This is a genomic window from Sulfuricaulis sp., assembly GCF_024653915.1.
Taxonomy (GTDB): Bacteria; Pseudomonadota; Gammaproteobacteria; order Acidiferrobacterales; family Sulfurifustaceae; genus Sulfuricaulis.
On sequence record NZ_JANLGY010000005.1, the window covers coordinates 30,083 to 50,651 of the forward strand.

At 58.5% G+C, this 20,569-nt stretch carries 19 protein-coding genes; 8 read left to right on the forward strand and 11 right to left on the reverse strand.

Annotated elements, in window-relative coordinates; all coding sequences use genetic code 11:
• Positions 1-148 precede the first annotated feature (148 nt).
• The 3 genes from NUV55_RS02480 to NUV55_RS02490 form a co-directional block, all read right to left on the reverse strand.
• Positions 149-1,318 carry a cation diffusion facilitator family transporter gene (locus NUV55_RS02480; protein ID WP_296670088.1) on the reverse strand — a complete coding sequence of 390 codons (1,170 nt, stop codon included), beginning with the start codon at positions 1,316-1,318 and terminating at the stop codon, positions 149-151.
• Positions 1,315-1,542: a sulfurtransferase TusA family protein gene (locus tag NUV55_RS02485; protein WP_296670091.1), complete on the reverse strand. Its 228-nt coding sequence runs from the start codon at positions 1,540-1,542 to the stop codon at positions 1,315-1,317. The genes NUV55_RS02480 and NUV55_RS02485 overlap by 4 nt, the downstream gene beginning before the upstream one ends.
• 144 nt (positions 1,543-1,686) lie before the next feature.
• Positions 1,687-2,724 (reverse strand): hypothetical protein, encoded by a 1,038-nt coding sequence (locus NUV55_RS02490; protein ID WP_296670093.1) that lies wholly within the window; start codon positions 2,722-2,724, stop codon positions 1,687-1,689.
• Between the two features lie 445 nt (positions 2,725-3,169).
• Between NUV55_RS02490 and mtgA the strand changes: the two genes are divergently transcribed.
• From mtgA to NUV55_RS02520, 6 genes are all read left to right on the forward strand, one after another.
• Positions 3,170-4,117 (forward strand): monofunctional biosynthetic peptidoglycan transglycosylase, encoded by a 948-nt coding sequence (mtgA, locus tag NUV55_RS02495; RefSeq protein ID WP_296670095.1) that lies wholly within the window; start codon positions 3,170-3,172, stop codon positions 4,115-4,117.
• A gap of 111 nt (positions 4,118-4,228) precedes the next feature.
• Positions 4,229-5,113 carry a glycine--tRNA ligase subunit alpha gene (gene glyQ, locus NUV55_RS02500; protein WP_296670097.1) on the forward strand — a complete coding sequence of 295 codons (885 nt, stop codon included), beginning with the start codon at positions 4,229-4,231 and terminating at the stop codon, positions 5,111-5,113.
• The gene (glyS, locus tag NUV55_RS02505; protein WP_296670098.1) at positions 5,110-7,197 is read left to right on the forward strand and encodes a glycine--tRNA ligase subunit beta; all 2,088 of its coding nucleotides are present in this window, start codon (positions 5,110-5,112) and stop codon (positions 7,195-7,197) included. The genes glyQ and glyS overlap by 4 nt, the downstream gene beginning before the upstream one ends.
• A gap of 11 nt (positions 7,198-7,208) precedes the next feature.
• Positions 7,209-7,538 (forward strand): nucleoside triphosphate pyrophosphohydrolase family protein, encoded by a 330-nt coding sequence (locus NUV55_RS02510; protein ID WP_296670100.1) that lies wholly within the window; start codon positions 7,209-7,211, stop codon positions 7,536-7,538.
• Positions 7,531-8,085: a D-glycero-beta-D-manno-heptose 1,7-bisphosphate 7-phosphatase gene (gene gmhB, locus NUV55_RS02515; RefSeq protein ID WP_296670102.1), complete on the forward strand. Its 555-nt coding sequence runs from the start codon at positions 7,531-7,533 to the stop codon at positions 8,083-8,085. The genes NUV55_RS02510 and gmhB overlap by 8 nt, the downstream gene beginning before the upstream one ends.
• A gap of 1 nt (position 8,086) precedes the next feature.
• Positions 8,087-8,800 (forward strand): 1-acyl-sn-glycerol-3-phosphate acyltransferase, encoded by a 714-nt coding sequence (locus NUV55_RS02520; protein ID WP_296670103.1) that lies wholly within the window; start codon positions 8,087-8,089, stop codon positions 8,798-8,800.
• A gap of 80 nt (positions 8,801-8,880) precedes the next feature.
• Here the strand turns inward: NUV55_RS02520 and NUV55_RS02525 are convergent, their stop codons facing one another.
• The 8 genes from NUV55_RS02525 to NUV55_RS02560 form a co-directional block, all read right to left on the reverse strand.
• Positions 8,881-10,641 (reverse strand): hypothetical protein, encoded by a 1,761-nt coding sequence (locus NUV55_RS02525; RefSeq protein WP_367280334.1) that lies wholly within the window; start codon positions 10,639-10,641, stop codon positions 8,881-8,883.
• Positions 10,642-10,817: 176 nt separating this feature from the next.
• Positions 10,818-11,132: a DUF1330 domain-containing protein gene (locus NUV55_RS02530; RefSeq protein ID WP_296670107.1), complete on the reverse strand. Its 315-nt coding sequence runs from the start codon at positions 11,130-11,132 to the stop codon at positions 10,818-10,820.
• A gap of 169 nt (positions 11,133-11,301) precedes the next feature.
• Positions 11,302-11,955 carry a hemolysin III family protein gene (locus tag NUV55_RS02535; RefSeq protein ID WP_296670109.1) on the reverse strand — a complete coding sequence of 218 codons (654 nt, stop codon included), beginning with the start codon at positions 11,953-11,955 and terminating at the stop codon, positions 11,302-11,304.
• Between the two features lie 55 nt (positions 11,956-12,010).
• Entirely contained in the window at positions 12,011-12,382 is a 372-nt protein-coding gene (locus NUV55_RS02540) for a hypothetical protein (protein WP_296670110.1), read from the reverse strand.
• Positions 12,383-12,389: 7 nt separating this feature from the next.
• The gene (rsmA, locus tag NUV55_RS02545) at positions 12,390-13,169 is read right to left on the reverse strand and encodes a 16S rRNA (adenine(1518)-N(6)/adenine(1519)-N(6))-dimethyltransferase RsmA (RefSeq protein ID WP_296670112.1); all 780 of its coding nucleotides are present in this window, start codon (positions 13,167-13,169) and stop codon (positions 12,390-12,392) included.
• 291 nt (positions 13,170-13,460) lie between these two features.
• Positions 13,461-14,441, reverse strand: coding sequence for a 4-hydroxythreonine-4-phosphate dehydrogenase PdxA (pdxA, locus tag NUV55_RS02550; protein WP_367280325.1), 981 nt, complete (start codon positions 14,439-14,441; stop codon positions 13,461-13,463).
• A gap of 98 nt (positions 14,442-14,539) precedes the next feature.
• A complete protein-coding gene (locus NUV55_RS02555) occupies positions 14,540-15,865 on the reverse strand; it encodes a peptidylprolyl isomerase (RefSeq protein ID WP_296670114.1) in 1,326 nt (441 codons plus the stop codon).
• 66 nt (positions 15,866-15,931) lie between these two features.
• On the reverse strand, positions 15,932-18,181 hold the full coding sequence (locus NUV55_RS02560) for an LPS assembly protein LptD (RefSeq protein WP_296670115.1): 2,250 nt from the start codon (positions 18,179-18,181) through the stop codon (positions 15,932-15,934).
• Between the two features lie 108 nt (positions 18,182-18,289).
• Here NUV55_RS02560 and NUV55_RS02565 point away from each other — a divergent pair, with 108 nt between their 5' ends.
• The gene (locus tag NUV55_RS02565; RefSeq protein WP_296670116.1) at positions 18,290-19,285 is read left to right on the forward strand and encodes a phosphotransferase; all 996 of its coding nucleotides are present in this window, start codon (positions 18,290-18,292) and stop codon (positions 19,283-19,285) included.
• Positions 19,282-19,965, forward strand: coding sequence for an N-acetylmuramate alpha-1-phosphate uridylyltransferase MurU (gene murU / locus NUV55_RS02570; RefSeq protein WP_296670118.1), 684 nt, complete (start codon positions 19,282-19,284; stop codon positions 19,963-19,965). Before NUV55_RS02565 ends, murU begins: the two co-directional genes overlap by 4 nt.
• Positions 19,966-20,569 lie beyond the last annotated feature (604 nt).

Genomic DNA, 20,569 nt, shown 5'->3' on the forward strand with positions numbered 1-20,569 from the left:
ATTGAATTAGTATTTTTGCACTATTTGTGCCATTAATAAAATCACATGAAATCAAATAGTTAAACTGACTCTAACTTCGGATTACAGCATATTTGCACTAAGATAGTGCATAGAAAACTGAATATGCACCATAATGGTGCATATTTCATTAATGAAATAGCACATCCACAGAACCGATTTTTTCATCGCCTTGAATGGCCTCGGCAAACCGCCGTGCTAGTTTTTGTGCCGCCGCCGTATCAGCGACGGCCGAGAGCGGCAGCAGCAGCTCGATATCAATGTGTCCGTCCAGATAGTGCAGGGTAATGTGCTCAATCTGGCGCGCTTCGGGGATGGCATGGAAGTAACCGTCGAGCCGCTTCAGCACTTCGTCGCGCAACGGCAAGCCTTCACAGCTGGGGGCTTCTACGTCCTCCTCGGTATCGATATGCACCATGACATCCGTCATCGGTGTAATTTCATTGATGAGCTTGGCGCGTACGGCCTCGCTGATCTGGTGCCCCTCGGACACGCTCAAATGATCGTCCACGATGATGTGCACGTCGGCCAGGGCCTGACCGCCCACGCGCCGGGTGCGCAGCAGGTGCAGCGCCTTGACGCCGCTGACGGAAAGGATGGTCTTGCGGATCGAGTCGAGGTCTTTCGTGCCCAGGCCCGTGTCCACCAATTCGCGCAATGACTGCCAGCTGAGTTGCACGCCGACCTTGATGATCATGATGGCGACCACGATGGCGGCGAGCGCGTCGAAATAGGCAAAACCGATCAGACTGCCGCTAATGCCGATGGCCACGATGAGTGAAGACAGCGCGTCCGACCGGTGGTGCCAGGCACTGGCGCGCAACATGTTCGAGCCGAAGCGGTTGGCGGTAACGATGGTGTAGCGGTACATCGCCTCCTTGGCGACAAGGGTGCCGATGGCGGTCCACAGGGTCAACATGCTCGGTTTCAGCAGCTCCTCGACCGCCACCAGCTTCATGCCCGCGCGCACGCCGATCCCGATGGCGACGCCGATCAGCACGATTCCGAGTATCAGGGTCACCGCGGTTTCAATGCGTTCATGACCGTACGGATGATCGGCGTCAGCGCCCTTGCGTCCGTGCTTGAGCGCGAAAATGACCAGCATGTCTGCCAGCATGTCGGACAGGGTGTGCATGCCATCCGCCACCAGCGCCTGCGAATGCCCGAGCAGGCCGATAATGACCTGGGCCGTGCTGAGCAGAAAATTGGCGGTGATGTTGACGATGGCGACGCGCAGGCTGGCGCGGTAGCGCTCCGGGCTGGAGCTGTCGAAATGGCTGTGTTCTTCGGTGTGGCTCATGCGCAGACGCGTACCTTGATGAAGATGTCCCGGGCTTCATGCCGGGTTTCTACCACCTCGTGGCCGTGTACCCGGCACCAGGCGGGGATGTCATGCAGCGCTCCGGGGTCAGTGGCCTGCACTTCTAGCGTGTCGCCCGGAGACAATTCTGCAATCCGGTTTTGGGTGCGAATCACCGGCATGGGGCACATCAGATTACGTGCATCCAGCACGAAATGGCTCATGTCTATAAATCTTCTTCTAAAAAAACTCTTGAAATATGAGTTTTCACCGCAGAGGACGCAAAGATCGCAGAGATTTCCCATTTGATTTTCATGATTTCTCTCTGTGAGCTCTGTGATCTCTGCGGTAGATAATCATATAAATTTTTATAAGTACCACTCGGTGGGGATTTCGTTGGCCGGCAGCGGTGCGACGCTGATCTCACGGCTGATGCCCGCGGTATCGGTCACGGTCAGCGTCACCGCTTCGGCCTCGCGGCCCTTGCCGAAACGGGCTGTCAGTCGCGCCGCCAATTCGATGTCTTCTTCATTGGCATTTCCGTCGATCAGGGCGAGGGGGCCCTCATGGCTCGTGGCATAGAGGTGGGTGAAGCGTTTGCGGTAACCACTGAGAAAATTATTTTCGCCTTCGTCACGTCCGACGATCAATTTGAAATTTGGGCGCGGACGCAGGTGCCGTCCTACCTTGAGCAGCATAATGTCGTCGAACTCGTATTGTTTGGTTCCGCGCGTGGCCCACAGGTCGGCGAGCTTGTGCGAGTACTGCTCGTTGGTGAGGAAGCAGCAACCCCCGGCCGGCTGGGCAAATTCCTTGAAGCCATATTGCGCCGCCAGGGCTATTTGCGGTTTGCGGCCGCGGCCGTTGAAATCGAGCAATTTGCCGCGGTCCACCCAACCCTCGCGCTCGGGCAGGGTCTCGGGTAACAGCTTGGCGCACAGCGGTCGCAACAGCCGGTCGAAGGCGCCGGACTCACGCGCTACCACCGGCATCGTGTCCTTGCGTTGCGACATCGGGCGCTGGCCGATGACTTCGCCGGTAATGATGAAATCGAAATTATTTTTTTCCATCCACTCGCGCGCCTTGCGCACCATGAAGCCCTTGCAGTCGAGGCAGGGGTTGAGGTTGGCGCCGTAGCCGTGTTTCGGATTGATCACGACGTCCTTGTACTCCTCGATGACGTCTATTATGTGCAGCTTGATGCCGAGCTGTTCCGCCGTCCACAGGGCGTTGTTGCGCTTCGGCTTGGCATGCTCGTGATTGCGGATCGCGTGCGTGTGCCCCTCCACGCAAAAGCCGGTGTAGAAGTTGATGCCTTCGACGTGGATGCCCTGTTCCAGCATGACCTTGGCCGCGAGCATGGAATCGAGCCCGCCCGAGATCAGCGCCACGGCTTTACGGGGCACGCTGGCCGCCGGTGCCGCGCGCGGGCTGACGATCGGAGATGCCGGAAGCGGTGGCGGGGATAACATGGAGAGCACCGTCAACAAATTCTGGGGGAGCACATACTAGCCCAAACAAAGAATTCCGGCACGTGTTGCGGCACGGGGCTTTCAGTTAAAGCGATGCAGGCGCGTGGAGTGTGATGAGGCGAATAAAAAACGGGCCCATGCGGGCCCATTTTTGTTATACCGGCCTGCATGGGACCGGATCTCTCCTCCGTGGTGATCCAGGCGGGACCTGAAGCACGCGCGGCACAGTAACCAAATCCTTCGACCCTGTCTATTCTGAGATGGATTGACATCCCGGCCCGCTTGGGCTGACAAGCGGCGCCTGTCATGGTCCGGAACGGGACTGCCACAGTGCTAAAATAACCTGATCTCGGTCACGAATGAATCTGACGACATAGTTATGTTCTGGAAACGGCATCGCGCCAAGCGCGGCTTCAAGGCTTATGTACGGCGCTCCGCGCGCGTGTTGCGTTGGACCCTCCGTCTTTGTCTGCTGTTCCTGATTCTCGATCTTGTTTACCTCGGGCTGACCTGGCCCGACTGGAACAAGATCGCCAACGGGCCGATACCGAAATCGGCCTTCATGCGCGAATATGAAAACCAGCTGGCGCAGAACAAGAACTGGCCGCGGCTGCGCTGGCAGCCGGTGGCGTTTTCCGTCTTCCCCCGGCATTTGCTGCGCGCCGTGATCCTGGCTGAGGACAGCCGCTTCTACGAGCACAGCGGTTTCGATCTCATCGCCTTCAAGGAGGCGATGGATCACAACCTCAAGGAAGGCCGCTTTGTTTTCGGCGCCAGCACCATCTCGCAGCAGACGGTGAAGAACCTGTTCCTCACTCCCTCGCGCAATCCGTTGCGCAAGTGGCACGAATTGATACTCACCTGGGGCATGGAGCGGCAGCTCAGCAAGCGCCGCATCCTCGATATCTATCTGAACGTGGCACAGTTCGGGCAAGGTATTTACGGCGTGCAGGCGGCGTCGCAAGTCTACTGGGGCATCAATCCAGACTCGCTCTCGCCAGCACAAGCGGCGGAGCTGGTGGCCACGCTGCCCAGCCCGGTAAAGAGTAATCCCGCCACCCGCACGCGTTATTTCGATCGCCGTTCGAAAAAACTTCTGGTCCTGCTCGAGCGTTATCCGGGCGATGCCGCCGAGGCAGTGCGCGAGCGTCCCTTCGATCTGTTCCTGCCACCGCCGGAAAATGAAAATGAACTGCTACCGGATAACGGAAGTGAACTGTCGCCAGATGTGCCGCCGGTGCCAAGCGATAAGGAACCGTCACCCACGGAGCGCAGGAGCGCCTATCCGCCGGTGGAAGACCGCTCGATCCGGTCTAATCCCATCTGAAGCGCGCGGTGTACCCGTGAGCGGGGCAGGGTATAATCGCCGGCCAAACAAGCCGGACGTCCCGCATAAAAACACCTATCATGGCCAGACGAACGAAGTAGGGCGACATTCTTGACCTTCCAGGAACTGATCTTCACGCTGTCCCGCTACTGGGCCCGTCAGGGGTGCGTGATCCTGCAACCCTACGACGTGGAGATGGGTGCGGGCACTTTTCATACCGCCACCTTCCTGCGCGCGCTCGGGCCGGAGCCGTGGAAGGCGGCCTATGTGCAGCCCTCGCGCCGCCCCAAGGACGGCCGCTACGGCCAGAACCCGAACCGTTTGCAGCATTACTATCAGTTTCAAGTAGTCCTCAAGCCCTCTCCGGACAACATCCAGGACCTCTATCTCGATTCGCTGCGTGCCATCGGCATCGACACGAAAAAGCACGATATCCGCTTCGTCGAGGATGACTGGGAATCACCCACGCTGGGCGCCTGGGGACTGGGCTGGGAGGTGTGGCTCGATGGCATGGAGGTCACGCAATTCACCTATTTCCAGGAAGTCGGCAGCCTGCCCTGCAAGCCGGTGCTCGGTGAAATCACCTATGGTCTGGAGCGCCTTGCCATGTACCTGCAAGGGGTCGAGAACGTCTTTGACTTGGTGTGGACCCAAGGCACGAGTTACGGCGACGTGTACCACCAGAACGAGGTCGAGCAGTCGAAATACAATTTCGAACATTCGAACGTGAATTGGTTGTTGCAGCAGTTCAACGATTACGAATCCGAAGCCAAGCGCCTGATGGAATCGAATCTGCCGCTACCCGGCTTTGAGATGGTGATGAAGTGCTCGCACGCCTTCAATCTGCTCGACGCGCGCGGCGCCATCTCGACCACCGAGCGTGCCGCCTATATCGGACGTGTGCGCACCCTCGCGCGCCTGGTGGCGCAGAACTATCACGACGCGCGCGAGCGTTTGGGTTTTCCCCTGCTCAAGCTGAAAAAGGTGAAGCAATGACGGCGCCGCTGCTGGTCGAGTTGCTGACCGAAGAACTGCCGCCCAAGGCGTTGGCACGCCTCATGGAGGCATTCAGCCGGAATCTTTTTGACGGCCTCAAGGAGAAGAATTTCCTCGAGACCAGTGCCGTGGCGAAACCTTTCGCTACGCCGCGTCGCCTGGCGGTTGTTATTTCCCATGTGCTGGAGAAGCAGGCGGACCGCAAAGTAGAGAGAAAAGGACCGGCCGTGGCGAGCGCGCTCGATGCCACGGGCCGGCCGACACCGGCACTGATCGGATTCGCCAAATCCTGTGGCGTAGAGCAGGCGAAACTGGAAAAACGCACCGGCGACAAGGGCGAGTATTTTGTTTATTCCTCGAAACAAAAGGGTGAAACCCTCAAGCTGCATCTGGCAACGATTGTCGAAGCCGCGCTCAAGAGACTACCCATCCCCAAGCTCATGCGCTGGGGCAGTGGCGAGGCGCAGTTCGTGCGCCCGGTGCACGGCGTCATCCTGCTGCACGGAAACAAGGTCGTGCCGGGCACGGTGCTCGGGCTCAAGAGTGGCAATAAAACCCGCGGCCACCGCTTTCTCAGCAAAGGCCTGATCACGATCAGGCGGGCCAACGACTACGAAAAAATCCTGAAACAGTCGGGCAAAGTCATCGCTTCTTTTGACGCACGCCGTGAAGTCATTACCAAAGGGCTGGACGCTGCCGCGAAAAAGATAGGCACGGGCACCAGCTGGGATTTGGGCAAGACGGGTGACCTCGTGGACGAGGTGGCCAGCCTTGTCGAGCATCCCGTCGTGCTGGCGGGCAGCTTCGACGAGGCGTTTCTCGAGGTTCCGAAGGAATGCCTCATCATCAGCATGCAACAGCACCAGAAATATTTTCCGCTTGCTGACAAGGAAGGCAAGCTGTTGCCGCGTTTTCTGTTCGTGAGCAACATGAAGGCCGCCAGCCCCAAGGAGATCATCCACGGAAACGAGCGCGTGCTGCGCGCGCGCTTGGCGGATGCCCGGTTTTTCTACGATCAAGACCGCAAACAGCCGCTGGCCGACCGTCTGCCGAGGCTGGCCAATGTCGTTTACCACAACAAGCTGGGGAGCCAGCTTGAGCGCGTGCAGCGCATGGAAAAACTCGCCGGCAAGATCGCGCAACTGCTCAAGGCCGACCGGGCGCACGCCGAGCGCGCCGCGCAGTTGAGCAAGGCCGACCTGCTCACCGACATGGTGGGTGAGTTCCCGGAATTGCAGGGCATCATGGGGCGTTATTACGCCAAATACGATCATGCGCCCACGGTGGTGGCGGATGCCGTCGAGCAACATTATTGGCCGCGTACGGCGGGCGGCGAGTTGCCGAAGCAGCCAATCGCGATCTGCGTGGCGTTGGCGGAAAAGCTCGACACCCTGGTTGGCATCTACGGCATCGGTCTGGTGCCGACCGGCGAGAAAGACCCTTTCGGTCTGCGGCGCGCGGCGCTGGGCGTGGTGCGCATCTTGGTGGAGAAATCCCTGGCGCTCGATGTGAAGGACCTGCTCACCAGCGCGCGCAGCCAGTTTCCCAACGGCGTGATTGCCGATAGCGTGGTGCAGGATCTCCACGGGTTCATGCTTGAGCGACTCAAGCCCTATCTCAAGGAAAAGGGTTTCGAGCCGGATGAGATCGACGCGGTGGTGTCGCTCAATCCGGCGCGTCTGGATCAGGTGCTGCCACGCCTGAAGGCGCTCAAGGAATTCCGCGCCCTGCCGGAGGCGCAGGCGCTCGCCGCCGCGAATAAACGCATTCGCAATATCCTGCGTCAGGCGGGCGGGGTGCCCGCCGACAAGGTGGATGCAACGCGTTTGACCGAGCCGGCGGAACGCAATCTTTCCGAGGCGGTGCAAACGCTGGAAGCGCAGGTGGCGCCGCTGTTCAAGGCCGGCAATTATGCCGAGGCGCTCAAGCGCCTGGCCGGGCTGCGCCCGGCGGTGGATGAATTTTTCGACAAGGTCATGGTGATGGCGGACGACGAGGCCTTGCGTAATAATCGTCTGGCATTGCTCAATCGCCTGAGCAACCTGTTTCTGAACGTCGCGGATATATCGCGGCTGCAAAGCTGAAGGAGGTCCCAATGAACCAGGATTCCTACCCGGACATGCTCGCGACAGTGCAGGCCTTTCACGACAAGCATCGTTTCAAGGATACCGGTGGCGAGGAGCTGGCCTACCGCGTGGCGCTCATGACAGAGGAACTGGGCGAGATTTCCGCCTGCGTGACCAAGGGCAAATCGAAAGAGAGTCTGGCTGAGGAATGCGCCGACCTTTTCATACTGTTGCTCGGCACCGCCATCGCCGCCGATTTCGATCTCAAGCAGGCGTTCTGGGACAAGATGAGGAAAGTGGAAAGCCGTGAATCGCGCATGATCAACGGCCGCATCCGGGTGTCGGAGTTCCGTGAATAAGCTTGTCATTCTCGACCGCGACGGCGTGATCAATCACGACTCGGACAATTACATCAAGTCGCCCGAGGAATGGGTGCCGATCCCGGGCAGCCTCGAGGCCATCGCGCGCCTGCACCGCGAGGGTTACAAGGTCATCGTCGCTACCAACCAGTCCGGCGTCGGTCGGGGCCTGTACGACATGGACACGCTCGGGCGCATTCACGCGCGCATGCTCGAGGCCGTGCGTGCCAAGGGCGGTGAGATCGACGCCATTTTCTACTGCCCGCACAAGCCCGAGGACAACTGCGGTTGCCGCAAGCCGCAGCCGGGCCTGTTTCAGGAAATCGCCGAGCGTCTCAAGGTGAACCTCAACGGCGTTTACGCTGTCGGCGACACCGAGGGCGACATCGCGGCAGCGCGCCTGGTATCGGCGCGGCCGGTGCTGGTGCGCACCGGCAAGGGCAAGCGCACCCTTAAGAAAACCAAGGCACTCACGGACATCCCGGTGTTTGAGGATTTAGCCGCGTTTACCGACGCCTTTCTCACTGGCAAGCTGCCCACGAACTGACTTGGTCGCACTTCGCTCCCTGCTGTTCAATGTGTTGATGTTCGTGTCGGTGCTGATCTACGCCCCGCTCATGCTGTTGACGGTGGTGCTGCCGTACCCGCAGCGCTACCGCCTCGTCAGCCAGTGGGCGCGGCTTCAGGCTTCCCTGCTGAAAATCCTGTGTGGCCTCGACTACCGCGTCGAAGGCCGCGAGCACTTGCCGGCAGGCGCCGCGATCCTAATGTCCAAGCACCAGTCGGCGTGGGAGACGATCGTGTTCCAGCAGATCTTTCCGCCGCAGACCTGGGTGCTGAAACACGAACTCATGTGGATTCCGCTGTTCGGTTGGGCGCTAAAGCTGATGCGCCCGATCGCCATCGACCGCGGCGCCGGGCGCAAAGCGGTGGAACAGGTCATCGAGCAGGGGCGCGAGCGCCTGCAATGCGGAATCTGGGTGGTGGTGTTCCCGGAAGGCACGCGCGTGGCGCCGCGGACCCGCAAGCGCTACGCCATGGGCGGCGCGGTACTCGCGGCCGAGACCGGCTACCCGATCGTGCCGGTGGCGCACAACGCCGGTTCGTTCTGGCCGCGGCGCGGTTTTCTGAAAAAGCCCGGCACCGTGCGCGTGGCCATCGGTCCAGCCATCGACCCGCGCGGGAAAAAAGCCGAGGAAATCATCAAGCAGGTGGAGGAGTGGATTGAAAATAAGATGAAGGAATTGGAGCGATTGGTTTAACGCCCGCGCTCACGCGCGACCGAGCGCGAAGCGCGAGGGCGTCGCGTGGAGCGCGCTGTTATGCGGCATGTTGCCTAGCTTCACTGTCCCTCCGGCCGTCCAAACAATCCTTTGCCTATCCACCAAACTGATCGTCCGAAATTGTGGATGAGTTGTTCGCCCTGCCTCATGAATGAACTGCTCTGATCAATGCCCGCGAGCTTTAGGGCTTCTCCAATATTAGATCCAGCTGGATGTGCATCGCCCACTCGCAGGTCATAGGCGCCCGCGATAGCCGCAAATACGTTGCGCGCTTTGTCTGCGCCGATCTTCTGGGCCAGTACATCCTGAAGAAGCTTGTTTGAACCAAGCTTTTCCTTATCTGCATGGCGTGACAGTTTGCGAAGCTCGCGAACATTGAGTCGATCCGAGACCACTCGAATAAGTTCTTTCGCCAATCTCAGTAGCGATGCTTGATCCTTGCTTACGAAGCGGGACACGTGCTGTTTGGTTGCTGCAACGTCTATGTCGTGGGTGAACAGAGACATGTTGAATTCCTGACGAAACCCTACCTCCAGCATCCGAATGCCTTCGAACAGCATCTCTTCCGGGGCTTTTGTAGGCGCGGGTTCAGCTCTGACCTGCGCCGCCAGCAACTCATTTGAAACTTTGCCGTCCGGTGCGACATTGTTGGCCGCCCAAATATGTTGTTCCCATGCAGCAAGGCGGGCAACGTCGTAGGCGTAGACCGTTATCAGGTCCGAGGAGTTGATGCCGAAGTGCGTCACATACCCAGATGTGGAGCGAATTCCACCAGTCTCCGCCGTATACCACTCAAGAGAGAAGCCGCGAAGGCCGAGAAGATCGCTAACCACACTAGAACGGAACCAGAGCCATCGACCAATGTCTTCATCGTCCAAGTCGGCAGAAGCTATCCTCGTGCCGTCGGTCTCCACGATGAACTGCGGTCGCGTCTCATCCACATCTCCTCGAACACGCACGCTCCGCCCTTGATGAGCGATCCATTCGTCTCGCCAAAACTCGCCCTCTACTCGCACACCTTCGTAGCCACTCCGATGGCCTTTGGAGCTTTCAAATGCGGTGTTGTCGTCGCTTTCCGGCCCCATCACCGGGGCGTCCTCTTCGGGATCAACGTCCGTTCGCCAGACTCGGAGTGCCGCCCAGCTTCCGCCATAGACATCGTTCAGGCTGCGAATTAGCAGTTCAAAGCGCCCGTCGTCCCGCTGTTCTTTTCGATTCTCGAGATTTGCGTATTCGCTGCCTTCAAGCGTCGCGACATTCTCTACTCGTTGGCGGTAATAGGAGAGACGAAGTGAAAGGTTCCTTGCCGCGAGGTAGTCGATGAGAAACTCTCGCTTGATCTCGATTAGGCGGTGATGCCCTTTTTCATCTAGAACTTCGCGAGCTACGACAACGAAATTCTCTTCTGGCCTTACCCAGTTGTTTCTCTCTTTTATTAGATGAAGGGCGACAATCAGGTCAGGGTTCAATATCCACAGCCTTCCGCCGACTACAGGTTGAGGGTGTTCGAAGACAAGCTCAACGCCGATAGGTTCTTTGTCGTTGTATTGGTACTGATCAATGGGTGAGTAGTGACCATCCTCGTAAGCATGCGGTCGCGCACTGTGGCCGATGCCGATATCACCCCAGCCTAGCCGCTCTGCGGTGTCTCGGTGTTCTGGTGGAAACCCGACGGAGCCGCAGCAAAAGACGTCGCTGACATAACCCACTTCGGTTACGCGGCCTTTTTCGTCGTTGAAGGACGCTCGCAATGGAACCCAGGCGGCATTCGCAAAGGTTCTGCGAGTTTCCTTGTTCAGGAGAATCCAGTCTTGATTTATAGCGAGCTCCTTAACGGCCGGCATCTACGTTGCGCGGCCAACGGCATACGGACACGCCTTCTCATGCCGCATAACGTTCGCGTTAACCCGCGAGCAAAAGGGGCGCGAAGCGCCGCTTTTGCGAGTCGGTGTTGAACGCGTTGTTGGGCGGCATTGTCGTTCCCTGAATCCGGTCTCTAAGCGTATGCCTTAACTTCATTTCCGGTGAGGATCACGGCTTTGGAAATAACACTATCTCGCACCTCAGCAAGTTTTCGAGATTCTGAGGACTGTCGATACATCTGATACGCTGCCTCACTTGGGAAGCTCACGATATGAATTTCAAAGGGCTTGTCACTTTCGAATTCGGCGCCTGACATGCGAATCGCGCGCTCAATCCGGCCACCAAACTCAGCCATTGCCTGTGCCGCCTGACGCTCAAACGCTTCAAATGCCGGAATATCGTTATTTCTTACCCAAAGGCTGACAATCAGAATATGACGCTCGTTCATTTTGCCAGCCTCTGTGACGCCCAACTAGAATTGGACGACCTAATTGTCGCTTTATAAAGCGACATAGTACTGTATATCCATGCCGTATAGTTTTGCTATCTATGTTATTTCAATGGCTTGCGATTTTTTATCACGACCTAATTGAGAAACACAAACACGACATGAGCGATTACGCCGAATACCACAGCACCGCAATGAAGTGACAGGCACTGCCCGCGATCACGAACAGGTGCCAGATAAAGTGAAAGTAGCGCAGGCGTTCCAGCGCGTAGAACACCACCCCGACCGTGTAGGCGAGGCCGCCCGCCACCAGCCAGAACAGACCCCAAGAGGGCACTTTTTCCATGACAGGTCCGGCGGCGATCACGACCAGCCAGCCCATGGCGAGATAGACCGCAACAGATAATTTACCGTAGCGCACGCCGCCGACCGATTTCAGCACGATACCGAGTATGGCCAGTCCCCATTGAAGTCCGAACAGCGTCCAGCCCCAGGAGCCGCGCAGCACGCCGAGCGTGAACGGCGTGTAGGTGCCGGCAATCAGGAGATAAATCGCGCCGTGATCGAGAATCCGGAATATCTTCTTCGCGCGGTTGCGGGGCAGGGCGTGATACAACGTGGAAGCGAGATACAGCAGCACCAGAGTGGCAGCAAAGACGCTGGCACCGACGATTCCGGCAACTTCGCCGCGTTGAGCGGCAGAAATAACGAGAACGGGGAAGGCCACCAGCGCCGCCAGCAGGGCAAGGCCGTGGCTGAGGCTGTTGGCGACTTCTTCGCCAAAAGACTGTGTGTGTTCCTGTCGTATTAGCACCGCTGCCACCGTTCTATCTCTTGCCCGAATTCCGCTGGATTAGACCTGAGAATCATACTTGAACTTACAACAGGATGCTGAGTCCACGGCGCCAGTCATCCGCGAATTTTTCTATTGTAGCGATGAAGCCAGAGTCATGTTCACGGCGGTTGATAGTGCAGTGAATGACGACCTTATCCGGCGCGGGCGGGAAACCCGTCGTGACCGTCCAGGCGAAGCCGTTGGGACATTTGGGCAGGGTAAAGCGCACGCCGCCGCGAATCCGCTCGCGATGCACGATGAACTGGCCCCACACGCAAAAAATCTCTCCGGTATCGCCGTCGTGGGAAAACACCTGGCTGATCGACGCGCACCATGAGGCCAGCGAAGCTACGTCGAGGCGTGCCTGCAAGGTCTCGGCGGTTGCTGGCTTGTCGGCGATGGCAAAGAATTCCATAGGTCAATTATGGAGCAGATGACGTGGCATTGCTGAGAGCGGCAAATTCGGCGAGGGTCAGTGTTTCCGCGCGCCGTATGGGGTCGATGCCCAGTGCCGTCATGTCATCGCCACTAAGCAAACCCTTCATGTTATTGCGCAGGGTCTTGCGGCGGCTGGCAAAAGCGGCGCGCACTACGCGGGCGAATTGTGCCTCATCGTTGATGGCCACGGGTGGCGTGGCCAGGGGTACCAGACGCACCATCGCGGAATCCACTTTAGGTGGCGGTGTGAATGAGCCGGGAGCGACGTCGAATAATTTTTCGACCCGGCAGCGGTACTGAATCATGACCGATAGCCGCCCGTAATCCTTGCCACCGGGAGAGGCCGCCAGTCGCTGTACCACTTCCTTTTGCAGCATGAACAGCATGTCCTGAATGCAGTGGGCCTGATCCAGCAAATGAAACAGCAGGGGGGTGGAAATATTGTAAGGCAGGTTGCCAACAAGTCGCAGTTTGCGGCCTTTTTGCACGAGCTGACAGAAATCGTATTCCAGGGCATCGGCGCCGTGCAGCGTGAGCTTGTCGGGCGGAAAGATCGAGGGCAGGTGCGCCAGCAAATCGCGGTCGAGCTCGACGGCATCGAAGTGCGCCAGGTGTGCGGCCAGCTCGCGTGTGAGCGCGCCTTTGCCCGGACCGATCTCGACAACGTGGTCATCAGGCCGTGGCGCCAGCGCCGCGACGATGCGGCCGATGACGTGGCGGTCATGCAGGAAATGCTGGCCGAAGCGCTTTTTTGGATGATACATAAGAGAATGGACAGGATTATTGAGGCGGCGAGTTTACCTGATTGAAGTTTGTGCCAAATATAAAAGTGCGATTCTTCAATTGTGATCTGTGCCGCCTCAATAATCAGAAAATCATAAGATTCTTGTTATTGATCCGGCACACTTGCAAATTAGACGAAGACTGGGAGTGGATATTTGTCATGCACCTAATCTCAAAAGTGTTCGTGCCGGATCAATAACAGGATTTACAGGATTAGAACAAAAGCCAAGATAACTTGTTTTCAAAAATCCTGTTAGTCCTGTGAATCCTGTCTATTTTTTCTTTACAAGTTTTATAGCCATTTCTATCGCGGTGACGAGGCTCGATACGTCGGCGCGGCCGGTGCCGGCCAGTTCCAGCGCGGTGCCGTGATCCACCGAGGTGCGCACGAAGGGAAGGCCGAGCGTGATGTTGACGGCGTGCGCGAAGTCATGATGCTTCAGTACCGGCAGGCCCTGGTCGTGGTACATGGCCAGCACCGCGTCCACGCCTTCAAGCTGGGACGGTATGAAGGCCGTGTCGGCCGGTACCGGACCACGCAGGCGCATACCCTTGGCCCTGAGTGATTTGATCACCGGCTCGATCACATCGATCTCTTCACGCCCGAGATGACCGGATTCCCCCGCATGAGGGTTAAGCCCGCAGACAAGGATCACCGGATCAGCGATGCCGAATTTTTTCCGGAGGTCGGTATGCAGCACTTCAAGCACCGATGTCAGATGTTCGCGCGTGATTGCTTTTGGCACGGCAGCGAGCGGCAAATGGATGGTGGCGAGTGCTACGCGCAGCCCGGGAGCGGTGAGCAGCATCACTGGTTGTGATGCGCCGCTCAATTCAGCCAGAAGTTCGGTATGGCCGGTGAAGGCAATCCCGGCATCGTTAATTATGCCCTTGTGCACCGGCCCCGTGACGAGCGCATCGAATTCACCGCGCCGGCAGCCGACGGCGGCGGATTTCAGCGTTTCAATCACATAGGGCGCATTGGTTTTGTCCAGCCGTCCGGCGCTGACAGGCCGCGCGGCTTTGACCGGCAACAGGTACACGCCCTGGCTGGCGGACTCGCGTCCCTTCCATTCACGCGCAGTAAATGGCAGATGCAATTGTTTTGCGCGCTCTGCCAGCATTAAGGGGTCGGCAATCAGCACCAGCGTGCAGGCAGGTGGCTGCTGCACGAGCTGAATGGCCAAGTCAGGCCCCACGCCGGCGGGTTCACCGGGGGTTAAGGCAATTACGGGGTCGTATGATTTATTCACCGCAGAGGGCGCAGAGAACGCAGAGAAAGTCGCATCGGAATAGGGGAAGTATTTTGACTTTCATCTCTCAGCGTCCTCCGCGATCTCTGCGGTGAGCACTAATTCACTTCTTCCGCCAGGTATTCCACGAACGCCTCGTTGCGCAGCTGGCGCGCCCATTGCTCGTAGCGCTCGTCGGCCTTGCGTGCGTGGATCTGCTGGCGCGCCGCGGCCAGCACGCGTTCCTGGGTCATATCGTAACTGCGCCGGGCGAGTACCTGGATGAGATGCAGGCCGAAGGGAGATTTCACGGGTTGACTCAACTGGTCCGGCTTGAGCGCGTTCATGGCCTTCTCGAATTCCGGGACCATCTGGCCGGGGCTGGTCCAGCCCAGGTCGCCGCCGCTGGCGGCCGAACCGGTGTCCTCGGAATGCGCGCGCGCGAGCTCCGCAAAGTCATTGCCATTCTCGATGCGCTCGCGCAAACCCAGCAGCTTGTTGCGGGCATCTTCCGGCGACAGAATTTCGCTGGGCTTCAGCAGGATATGGCGCACGTGGGTCTGCGTCACCGCCTCCGCCTGGTTATCGCCGCGCTTGTTAATCAGTTTCAGAATGTGAAAGCCATTGGGGCTGCGAAGAATGTCGCTGATTCCGCCGACGGTCATTTTTTTCAGCACGCTCAGGAATAATTCGGGCAGTTCGCCGGCCTTCTTCCAGCCGAGATTGCCACCCTTGAGCGCATCCGCGCCCTGGGACTGACTCACGGCGGTCTGCTCGAAATTGGCGCCCTCGGCGATCTGACGGCGGACGTCCTCGGCGCGTTTCCGGGCCGCCTGGATCGACTCGGGTGAAGCCGATTCGGGAATACCGATCAGGATATGGGACAGTTGATAGGACACGTCCATGTCGGCGCGGCTCTGCGGATTTTCGAGAAAGTTGTCGACCTCATTGTTGGTGACGGTGACGCGGTTGTTGATCTCGCGTTCGAGTAGTTGCTGAATGGTCAACTGATCGTGCAGCTGGATGCGGTACGCCGCGATATCCATACCCTTCTGGGCGAGTGTCTTGCGGAAATCCTCCGCGCTCAGGTTGTTACGCCGCGCCACGGTTTCAAAGGCCCGGTCCACATCGGATTCGCTGATGCGAATGCCAGTCGAGGCGGCCAATTGTATTTGCAGGCGCTCGAGCACCATTCTTTCGAGCAGTTGTTTCTTGAGCGCCGCGTCCGGTGGCGCGCTGATTTTTTCCAGTATGAGCTGCTTCTTGGTTTCCCGCAGCCGCTGGTTAAGTTCGCTGTCGGTGATGACGTCATCGTTGACGATCACGACGATACGATCGATGTCACTGATGGTGCGCTGAGGCGCCGCCGCTGTGACGCAAGGCAGAGACAGCATCAGGGCAGAAAGCGTAACCCCGACGACGACGGATTTGGTGAAAAGATGCATGGGTTTGCGGATATTCTGTGTACAGCGTTTTGGCGTGGTGCCGATGCGGCGTTAGGATAACACGATCTAGGGGATGAGGGACCCCGACGGCGCCGTGGGACGGGATGGGAACGAGAACACGCTTTCGCGCAGCGGGCTGTCCGGCACCTTTCCGAGCTTGGACAGGCCGGTCAGCTCGAGCTCGAGCATGATGCTGTTGTCCTGCTTGGCGGAATTATTGTTGCTGGTGTCGAAAATCAGCCGCCGGGCTGTTATGACGCGCAATGCCCAGCAGCAGGCGTTGTATTCCACCCCGGCGAAGCTCTCCACGTTGCGTTTCTCCCGCAGGGAGTAAAGCGAATGGGCGCGGAAGGTCCAGCGCGACGCCAGGGGCCATTCCGTCGATATGTCCGTTTGTTCAATTTCATTGCGGGCAAAGCGCTTGCCGATATTCACGATACTTGTCTTTGCCGGGTTGTATTGCACGTAGTAGTTGTACTTCTGCGTGTGGCGGCCATCCGTCGGCCTCCAAAGGATATTGCTGCGGACATGCCAGTTGCCGAGAAGGGTCGCGGTGGCTTCCCCGGCAATGTCTGAGGCGTCGCGCCCGATCGTGCCGGCAGGCAGGTTGACCAGCCGGTCTTCCAGGTAATAAATCTTCCCAAGGCTGGCGCGCCCGCGCTCTGTGCCATCCGTTTCATCGAGGAAACGCGTCGTGACCGCGGCAGCGATCTGGTTGGAATCCCCGACGCGGTCTCCGCCTGACAAGCGGTTATCGCGGAACAGGTTGGAGAACGTCAGTTCCGATGTGCCGGAATCGAAGTTGGGGAGCGTGTCCTGATTCTTGTGCGGAATCCAGAGGTAATACAGGCGTGGCTCGAGCGTTTGTGTGTACAAGCGCTCGCCCCAGCGCGAGTCACGCTCAAAGACGAGACCGCTGTCGAGGCTGAACATGCCGCGTGTCAGGGAAGGCGAATCCTCCGGCGTTCCGGCGAGTGCGTAGGAAATATGGCGCACGCTGATGCGGGGCGTGATGAATCCGTAGCTGTTGGAAAGCGGCAGGGCCACCGCCGGGGACAAGTTCAGACGCCCGCCGGTGATACCGACACTGCGATCGAAATTCACCGCCTCAGTTTCAAAATAATAATTGACACGATTGGGTTGCAACGGTTGGTTGAGTGACAGGTTGATTAGCGGGAGTCGCGCATAAGGGCGGTCGGCGGGCGCGATGGTAGGGTCGATGGTCTGGTAGTCGGCGGCACGGACAGCGAAATTCCATTCCGAGCCGTGGTAATCCAGTTGGGCGTTTTGCGGCAGGTGGGTCTGGCTGGTGATGCCGAGATTGTCGCCAAAGTCATTGATGTATTGTTTGTCCGACACCGCGCGCAGATCGACGTTGCCAGACCACAAGGGGTCAAATGCGTGAATGTGCTGATAAGTCCCCGCCGCGCGATCGTCACCGTTGGCCAATTTGTCGTTATCCATACCCTCAAATTGCAGCGTGCCATGGGAGCGAGTCGTGAGGTAACGGAATTCGTTTTGTAATTGCAGTCCGCGCTTGGACATGTATTCCGGGGTGAAGGTATCGTCATACTGAGGCGCGAGATTCAGGTAATAGGGGGCGGAGATCTCCGTGCCCCGATTGCCCGAGTGGCCCACTCGGGGGATCAGGAAGCCCGATTTGCGCTCATCGGAAATCGGGAAGCTGAGATAAGGCAGATAAAGCAGCGGCACGCCCTGGAAGTTGATGGTCGCGTGATAAGCAGTGCCGATGGCTTTCCCGGCATCGAGATCGAGCTCCTTGATTTTGAGGAACCAGTCGTCCTGGCCCGGGGCGCAGGTGGTGTAACGTACTCGCGTGAAGCGCGTGTGATCCGGCCCTTCGAAGTCGATACGCTCGGCGTCGCCACGAGCGCTGCCATCCTCCAGGCGAAAACTGCCGCTGCCGGCATAGCCAGTGCGTGATCCCAAGTTGAGGTGTGTCTCCTCAGTCTGGTAGCTGAGGCCGGAAGCCTCCTTGAACGTGACGTTGCCGGTGGCATCCACCCGTTCGGTGTTCTTGTCATAGAGCAGGCGTTCGGCGCTCAGAGACTGGTTGCCGCGTTGCAGCTCCACGTCACCGATGAATTCACTGGTCCCTTTGTCTCTCAGGCGCAGTTCCCGGGCGCGCATCTCCGCCGGCAGGTTCTCCGCTATGGTGGTGCTCGGTCGTGCCGCGGCGGGCAGCCGCGGCGGACGTTCCGGACAGGGTTCTTCGGCCGATACCGGCGCACTGTATCCCGTGCCCGTGGAAATAATCAGGCAGAAGGCGGCGCGAACCAGACGATGACAAGGCATGGGAACGAGGATGGCATTGTTTTATGATGGCGAGCATAAAATTGCATACTATGCCGGCGCCATCAAGGCGTTTTCCCGTTCACACGGGTTTTATTTACCAGACCACCTTTGGATAAACGTTTCGAAGCACTCAAGGAATGGACCGGCCGGGTATTGGGCGCGGGCGCATTCGATATTCGTCCGGCCTCGGCGGATGCCAGCTTTCGCCGGTATTTCCGCGTCACCCTGGGGCAGCAAAGTCTGATTGCCATGGACGCGCCGCCGGACAAGGGCGACATGCGTGCCTACGTGGCCATTGCGCACCGTTTACATGCCCTGGGGTTGAACGTGCCGGAAGTGCTGCAAGAAGACCATGAGCGGGGTTTCTTGCTCATCACGGATCTGGGCGAACAGCTTTACCTGTCGAACCTGAATGAACAGAGCGTCGAGCGGCTCTATGGCGATGCTTTGGGTGCGCTGGTGGTTCTGCAGGCCGGGACTTCAGCCGATGCCGCCGATAAATTCCTGCCGGATTACGATGCAGCGCTGCTCAAGCGTGAAATGGAGATTTTCCGCGAGTGGTACCTGGGGCGTCATCTGGGACTCGAGCTTGCCGCTGGCCAGAATCGGGTGCTCGACGGCATATTCGCGCAGCTGGTGCAATCGGCCCTGTCCCAGCCGCGGGTCTGGGTTCATCGCGATTACCATTCGCGCAACCTGATGGTGACGCGCCCGAACAACCCCGGCATCCTCGATTTTCAGGATGCCGTGGTAGGGCCGGTGACCTACGATCTCGTATCTTTGTTGCGCGATTGCTACATCGCCTGGCCACGCGATCGGGTGGAAGGCTGGGTCAAGGGCTATCACGAGCTGGCGCTCCAGTCGGGGATTCCAGTGGGTGAGGACGATGCCCGGTTTCTGCGCTGGTTCGACCTGATGGGGGTACAGCGCCATCTCAAAGCCATCGGCATTTTTGCGCGACTGAACCATCGCGATGGCAAACCAGGCTATCTCGCGGACATCCCGCGCACTCTCGGTTACGTCCAGGAGGTAAGCACCCGCTATCCGGAACTGCAACCGTTGCAGGCCTTGCTGCGTGAGCTCAAGTTGCCGGGGGTGGCATGAGCCTCAAGGTCATGATTCTCGCGGCGGGCCGGGGCGAGCGCATGCGGCCGCTGACGGACACCGTTCCCAAGCCGTTGCTCGTGGCGGGTGGCAAGCCACTCATTGTGCATCTGATTGAGCAGGTGGCGCGCGCGGGGATGAAAGAGATCGTGATCAATCACTCGCACCTGGGTGAACAGATCGAGAAGTATCTGGCGGATGGCAGCCGTTATGGCGCACACATCGCTTATTCGCAAGAGGAAGGCGGAGGACTTGAGACCGGCGGCGGTATTTTCAAGGCACTGTCCCTGATCGACACCGATCCCTTCGTGGTGATTAACGGTGACATTTGGACGGATTTTCCTTTCGATCGTCTGCCGACCCGTCTTAAAGGACTGGCGCATCTGGTGCTGGTCAATAATCCACTCCAGCATCCGCAGGGGGATTTTTCACTGCAAGACGGTCAGGTGCTCGGGGAGGGGACAGCGCGGCTGACCTTCAGCGGTATCGGTGTTTATGCGCGCGCCCTGTTTGCGGAATCTCGTCCAGGAAAGTTTCCGTTGGCACCGTTGCTGCGCGCCGCCATGGTGCGCGGACAGGTGAGCGGTGAGCATTACACCGGACGCTGGCGCGACGTGGGTACCCCGCAGCGCCTGAACGAGCTGGACCGGGAGCTGCGTCAGACCCCCGCTAAATCTTAACTATCTGTTTTTATTTAATAATAATCCCCGGTGGGCAGGGAGAGTGATTACGGCGAAAATAGCAGGGCGGGGGCATCGCTGGCCAGGACAATCAGACGGTCTACAGGCGATAAAAAACCGGTAACACCTCGCCAACCTTAACGCGGGCGGATGTTACCGGCTTATCACTGACGAAGGCGGTAAGGTCATCCGAAGCAGCGACTGCTCCCCGCACTCGGCGCGGAACGCGCTACGATCCGAACTCCCCTCGCCTATCGAGTTATTTCTTCTTCGGTGCTTTTTTCTTTGCCTTTTTCTTGGCCATGGTGAACTCCTTTGGTTTGGGTTAAGGGACTTACAGGGAAGCCGGGGACCAAATGCCCCCGACGGTACTGCGCGTTACCATAATGAAAAAGACAGTCCTGGACTGTCTTTTGATGGATTCGAAACAGGGGTGCGCGCTGATGATAACCAACGGACAGGGGCACACGGGAAGAGCGGGAAGAACAGAGCCTGGCAGCTGGATTCTGCTGCAGGTGGGTGCTGATATATTTGCTACCAGTTTTCGAGCTTCGCAATCGATCCATTAACTCTTGGTTGATCCTTGTTCCACCCGGTGCCGCGA